The sequence below is a fragment of the Accumulibacter sp. genome (genome assembly GCF_032229525.1).
Taxonomy (GTDB): Bacteria; Pseudomonadota; Gammaproteobacteria; order Burkholderiales; family Rhodocyclaceae; genus Accumulibacter.
Genome location: NZ_JAVTWB010000195.1, coordinates 1 through 5,785, shown reverse-complemented (window position 1 = coordinate 5,785; position 5,785 = coordinate 1). Strand labels below are relative to the sequence as shown.

General features: G+C 61.7%; 4 protein-coding genes. All 4 read right to left on the bottom strand.

The genetic code is table 11. From position 1 onward, the window contains the following. The coding region (cas7c, locus tag RUW20_RS15385) for a type I-C CRISPR-associated protein Cas7/Csd2 (RefSeq protein ID WP_313953103.1) at positions 1 to 721 on the bottom strand (721 nt) is incomplete at its 3' end. Positions 722 to 730: 9 nt separating this feature from the next. Beyond that, positions 731 to 2,488, bottom strand: coding sequence for a type I-C CRISPR-associated protein Cas8c/Csd1 (gene cas8c, locus RUW20_RS15380; RefSeq protein WP_313953102.1), 1,758 nt, complete (start codon positions 2,486 to 2,488; stop codon positions 731 to 733). Then, positions 2,485 to 3,219 carry a type I-C CRISPR-associated protein Cas5c gene (gene cas5c, locus RUW20_RS15375; RefSeq protein WP_313953101.1) on the bottom strand — a complete coding sequence of 245 codons (735 nt, stop codon included), beginning with the start codon at positions 3,217 to 3,219 and terminating at the stop codon, positions 2,485 to 2,487. The genes cas8c and cas5c overlap by 4 nt, the downstream gene beginning before the upstream one ends. An 11-nt stretch (positions 3,220 to 3,230) precedes the next feature. Continuing rightward, the gene (gene cas3, locus RUW20_RS15370; protein ID WP_313953100.1) at positions 3,231 to 5,450 is read right to left on the bottom strand and encodes a CRISPR-associated helicase Cas3'; all 2,220 of its coding nucleotides are present in this window, start codon (positions 5,448 to 5,450) and stop codon (positions 3,231 to 3,233) included. Between the last annotated feature and the right edge of the window lie 335 nt (positions 5,451 to 5,785).

The following is a 5,785-nucleotide window of genomic DNA, read 5'->3' as shown; positions in this document are numbered from 1 at the left end:
GCCTGAAGACGTAGAGCCCACGTGTAGTCATTTCACCGCGGGCCGCGGAACGATCTTCCTCGAACATGCTTTCCAGCGCCTTGAAGAAGAGTTCCAGATCGGTCTCGCCAAACCCCGTTTGCCGAGCGAGATGAGCGGAAATGAAGCCGTGGGCTCGGTAGAGGCCATAGGGAACGGTGAACTTCCGGCCCATCGTGCGGTTGTCGCCGCTCTGCTTCTCGGCTTCGGCCTCGGTGGCCACGGCCATGCGCGTGATCGAGTGTTCCACAGCGACCACCGGGGAAACCGAGCGCGCAAAGGTCAGTTGTACCGGCCCGCGCACCTGCCCACAGTTCACTCCGGTAGACATTACCGCCCCGAACGTGCGTACGTCGAAGAAGTTCCTGCACATCCATTGGCGTGCTTCGTCAACAGCGTCGCCGCCTTTGCGCTTTTTGTCGTCGCCTTTGAGCAGGTCTTTCTTGCCGATGCCTTCGTAGGCGCGCTCGTGCTGCTGGTTGAGAATCGCCTTTTCCTTGATGTAAATCTCGTAGGGCGGCTGCTCTCCGTAGACGATACCGACGTAGTTGCGCACCTTGCGTTTGATGCACACGTCGGTCACCAGCCCGTGCCCGGTCTCGGCATCGAGCCTGGGCAGATTACCGGCATCCGGATCGCCGTTCGGATTGCCGTCCTTGACGTCAAAGAGCAGGACAAAGTCGTAGCGGTGGTTGAGGCTCATGGTCGTTCCTTATTCAACAAGAGAGGTGGCAGGTTGATCGGTCGTTTCAGCACCGGCCCGATTGAAAAAGGACTGGCGCTGGTGGTAATAGCCGACGGCAAAACGGGCTTGCTGGGTGAGGCTCAGGCGAGCCGGCACATCGGCCAACCCGTCGACGATCCCGGCCAGCAGCTTCTCCAGATTGACGGCCTCGCCGCGGTTGAGCAGCTTGGCGAGGTGGTGATTCTTCAGCCGCATCAACATCGGCAGGACGGTCGGCGGCGTCGTCGAGAAGGCGCCGTAGTAGCGATCGCGAATACTGGCGTTGAGGTTGCCCTGGGCGCGTTCCTGCACACGCTCCAGGGCGGCGAACAAACGTCCGAGGCGATAGCCAGGATCGATGTTTCCGGGATTGAGCGACACGGTGATCTCCTTGTCTTGGCGGTTGCGGATGAGGTAGGCCTTGAGCAGGGCTGCGCGTGGGAAACTCACTTCCCGTTCGGCGCGAATGCGCCGCAAGGCGCCCTGCATCAAGGTTTCTGGATACGGCAGCGCCTTCAGGATGGCGCGCATGACGTCACCGCCGAGGTTGGGGGCGATATTCTCGGCCTTGCCCTGCAGCGCTGTGCTGCTCAGCAAGCGATAGAGCGACAGCGGTGCAGCCGTTTCGTAACCTGGCCGATCGATTTCCAGATCTTCAAAATGACGAACGAAGGCACGCGCCAACTCGCCAATGCTGGCCACATGCCAGAAACGGATGGCGATGCGCGCAACGTTCGGCGATAAGCCCAGGACGTGAAAGCGCTGCGCATCGTCGGTGGTGAAGGCTCGCCCATCGCGTACGCTGGCGTAGAGGCTGGCTACCGCTTGCGTACCACGGTCCGGATCGGGATCATCCCGGCGCGCGTCGAGAAAATCCAGAAAGGCTGTCTCGAAGGGCGCACCGCTCTCCTTCTCCGCCCAGAACACCGTCGACGCGTCGCCAACCTGTATGCGTTGCCGGGAACCCTTGCTCAGCAGGTGATTCAGCGCGGTGGTGTAAGCGAAAGCTGCTCGACTGCCGACCGGCGCATTGAAGCTCTGCGACTTGCCATACGAGCTGAAGGCATCGAGATTGAACGAAACGATGTTCGCTCCCGAGGTCTGCGCGCCCCAGACGCCTTTGATCGATGGATGCAGCCGTTCGATCACGTCGGCCTCACCAGAGACGAGACAGGTGCCATTTGTCGGCACGCCCTGCCCTCCTTCGTCCGCCCGCAGCGCCGCGACCACAGCTGGCCGCTGGCAAACCAGAACCGTATCGGTGTGCAACTGGAAACTCAGCAAGGGGTTCGTTTCGATGATTTCCGGCCAGGCGGGATATGCAGCCAGCTCTTCACGGGCCGACGGCAAGTGCCGTTCGAGAAAGGCCTTGACGGCCCGAAGGCCTGCATCCTCTGGATCACTGCGAAAGGCTTCCCGAAACCGGTCAACGAATTTCCGATGCCGCGGCGCGGCATCCTCGGGTTTTCCTCGGGCGTCCACTCCAAGCACATACTCGGCCGTGTCCCACAGAAGATTCGCTGCTACGCCCGAAGTCTTCTTTACGCCCTGGGGCACCAGTTCGGCTTTGGCCTCCTTCTTCTTGCCAACCCCCTCCCGGCGATCCGCCAGCTGCAGAAGACATCCGTCCGCATCGAGCACCAGAACGAACGGAATCGCTTTGACTTCAAACCCTTCCGGCGCCAGGCTCGTTCGGGGATCTGCCGACTTGCGCGCGTAGTAGTCGGTGAGCGCCTGGAGAATCATCCTCGTACCTCCGGGTCGCTCCAGTCAGGAACCGCCAGTACACCGTTCTTCAACTCGGCTCGGAAAAAGCGGGGTTTTGGATCGGCTGGATTGTCGAAATCGAGATCGTGCAGCATCCAGCCAAGGTCGCGACTTTCGGCGATCGGCACGGACGCGGCCTGCAGGTCTTCTACCAGACGAAAATCACAGGCGAACTCGCGGCAACCCAGATACGGCTGGTTGACACACTGACCCTTGCGCGCTCGACGCTCGAACATGGCCATGAACTTTGGCAGGTTATTCGCTTCGTCGGCGATACGCTGCTCGTCCGCATCGTTGATCGGTCGCTTGACCAGGTGAGGAAAGTTCGGCCGGTGACCCGAGCCATCGCAAAGCTCAAACCGACCATGGATTCGGTAAGCGACGTCGCGCAGGAACAGCCCGGCACGCTGTTGGCGAACGTCTTCCACGTACAGCCCGAGATCGCCGCTGCCCTTGATCATCGCGCCCTTGACGCTGTTCACGGGCACGACTGCGCCGACCTCGTTGCGGCGAAGTGATACCCAGCGGATCGGTTTCAGCACGTCGATCCGGGTCACGCGCCAGCGAATCGCCGGCTTCCATAGAATCGATTCGAAAATCGCCCGTGCCGCCGAAGGCGTCATGACGTCGTAGCTCACCCGCTCGACCTTCATTTCCGGACGGGTGAAGCAGGCGAAGTCGCCGCTTACTTCCAGACAATAGCTTTTCAAGACAACTCCTTTCACACAACCAGGCTTGACGGCGCGTAATCGGGCACTTCCGGCAATAGTCCGAGCACCGAGTGATACAGCACATCGCTCTTCTGTATCAGGAAATCCCTGTGCCATTCCAGATCCCCTCGCGACAGCAACAGCTTCCATTGGTACTCATGGAGCGAGACGGTATGGCGTTGCAGCTTGCGCATCAGGTCGCGGTTCGGACCAGTCTTTTTAAGCAGCTCGACCAAGCTTCGCCCCTGGCCCCAGGTGACCATCACCGGCCGCTGCCCTTCGTCGGGAATCAAGCGGAAGGCCTGCGCGGCCGAGCGAAACTGAATCTGCCCGAGTGCCGCATCGCGCTGCAGCAGTTCCATTACCAGTTCCTTGTCGTAGCTATTCACTCCGCCGTAAAAGCAATCGAAGTACCGCTCGAATTGTAGGGGGGTGAGTGGCTCACCCGCTGCGCCCATCAGGACGATTTCCGCGGCTTGTTCTGCTTTCAGCAACAGCCCGCTTGGTGACGGCTGCGGTGGATTGAAGACGACCACCCGCCCTTTCTGTGGCAGACGGCCCTCGCGGTTACAGCGACCGGCCGCCTGGGCGATCGAGTCCAGTCCGGCCATCGCCCGATAGACCACCGGGAAATCCAGATCGACGCCGGCTTCGACGAGTTGGGTGCTGACCACCCGCACCGGCTCCCGAGCGATCAGGCGACGGCGGATTTCGGCGATCACTTCGGCACGATGTGCGCCGCACATGCGGGCCGACAGGTGCAACGCGCCCTCCGGCAGGAGGCCCCAGAGGGTCGCAGCATCGTCCCGGCGATTGACGATGCACAGCACGCGCTCGTGTTCTGCCAGCTCGCCGGCGATGGTTTGCCAACTGCAGCGCTGCTGCGGCGACTCGGGTAGCTCTACCGTGACCCGCTCCAGGTCCCGGTAAAGCCGTGCCGGATCCGGTGCAAGCTCACGCGCCTCCCCCAATCCCTGCAATAGCACACGACCGAAGGCATCGGAGCGCGTCTTGTGCAGCTCCGGCTGAGTGGCGGTAGACAGCACGACAGTGACCCGATAGTGCGCGATCAGTTGCCGCAGGGCGTCGAGGATTGGCGCCAGATGCTCGGGCGGCAGGAGCTGCGCCTCGTCGAGAACGACGACACTGTTGGCAATGTTGTGCAACTTGCGACAGCGCGAGGGGCGGGCGGCGTAGAGCGATTCGAAGAACTGGACATTGGTGGTCACCACGATCGGTGCGTCCCAGTTCTCACACGCCGTGCGGCTCCTGGCCGTTTCGTTTTCCGCTTCGATGTTGCTGTGGTGTTCGATGACCGGCGAGGCGTCGAGCCCGTCGAAAACCCCCCGGAAGACGTCTGCCGTCTGCTCGATGATGCTGGTGTAGGGAATCACATAGATGACGCGTCGCAAGCCGTGCTGCTCAGCGTGATGTAGCGCGAATCCGAGTGAAGCCAGCGTCTTGCCACCGCCGGTCGGAACGGTCAGGCTGAATAGCCCGGGCGGCTGTGCAGCGTGCTTGATGCAACGGGCGAGTATCTCGCCGCGCAAGCGCTTGACCGGCGTATCCGCAATTGCGAAACGGCTCGCCATGTGCCGCTCGAACGCCTCACGCAGCACCAGGATTTCGGGGTAACCGCCACGCATTTCCGCCCGCCCGTCGGCCATGAATGCCTCGGTGTCGAGAAAGTCGGCGTCGACCAGGCAGGAAAAGAGCATCCGCAGCCAGAAGTGAAGATCCTCACTCTTGCGAATCGTCGGGCTGCCCAGGGCGATGCTTGGGGCGAGGATGGCTTGCGGCACGCCACCGGCGATCGCTTGCGCCAGCGTTGCCGCTTCATTCTTCAGTTCCTGCGAAAGCGCTGCGCCGGGAGCCTGCCCCGGATTCCAGTCCGGCAAACCTGCGTGATGGCCGGCGATCAGGTAGGCGAGCAGTTGACCGTAGGGTCCTCGTTCGCGCGCCGCATGAAGCGCACCGGCAATCGCGTGCTTGACTCTGCCGGGCGCTTCGATGTGCGCCTCGAGCCCGCTGGCAGAAGCGATGTACTTCTGGAACGCCGGCTGATACTTGCCGAGGTCATGCCAGACACCGGCAAGCTCTCCCCATGACGCCGCCTCGATCGATTTGGCGAAGCGCCCGGCAAGCCGGGCGACAGCAAAGAGATGATCGTCGAGCTGATGGATGACGAACTCGCCGCTATCGAGCTGGCGCACATGGGCAGCGAGAGTCATGGACAAGCCTCCCTGAGACGACGTCGGCGAATCGTGAAGGGAATCAACGCGCGAAAGGTTCATTTTCCATCGGCGCCCGCAGCACATGCAAATCTATTTCCACAGCCCCGTCATGGTGACCGCGAAAACGCCAGTTTGCCCGTTCTCGCCGACCGCTCCTCGTCCTGCCAGCTCGTCCCGACGTCGGGTTTCACACCGGCCGCCGACGCCCGCTTCCCACCCACCTCGCATCTTCTTCACCGGAGATTTGACACGCACCGGTAGCAAACGTACATTTAATATGTACATCTCGGAGAGCGCCCATGAAAGAGGTCAATGTCACTGCCTTGCGCCAG

Coding starts and splice junctions, on each gene's coding strand:
- cas3 (WP_313953100.1), bottom strand. CDS start 5,450: ATGACTCTCGCTGCCCATGTGCGCCAGCTCGATAGCGGCGAGTTCGTC.
- cas8c (WP_313953102.1), bottom strand. CDS start 2,488: ATGATTCTCCAGGCGCTCACCGACTACTACGCGCGCAAGTCGGCAGAT.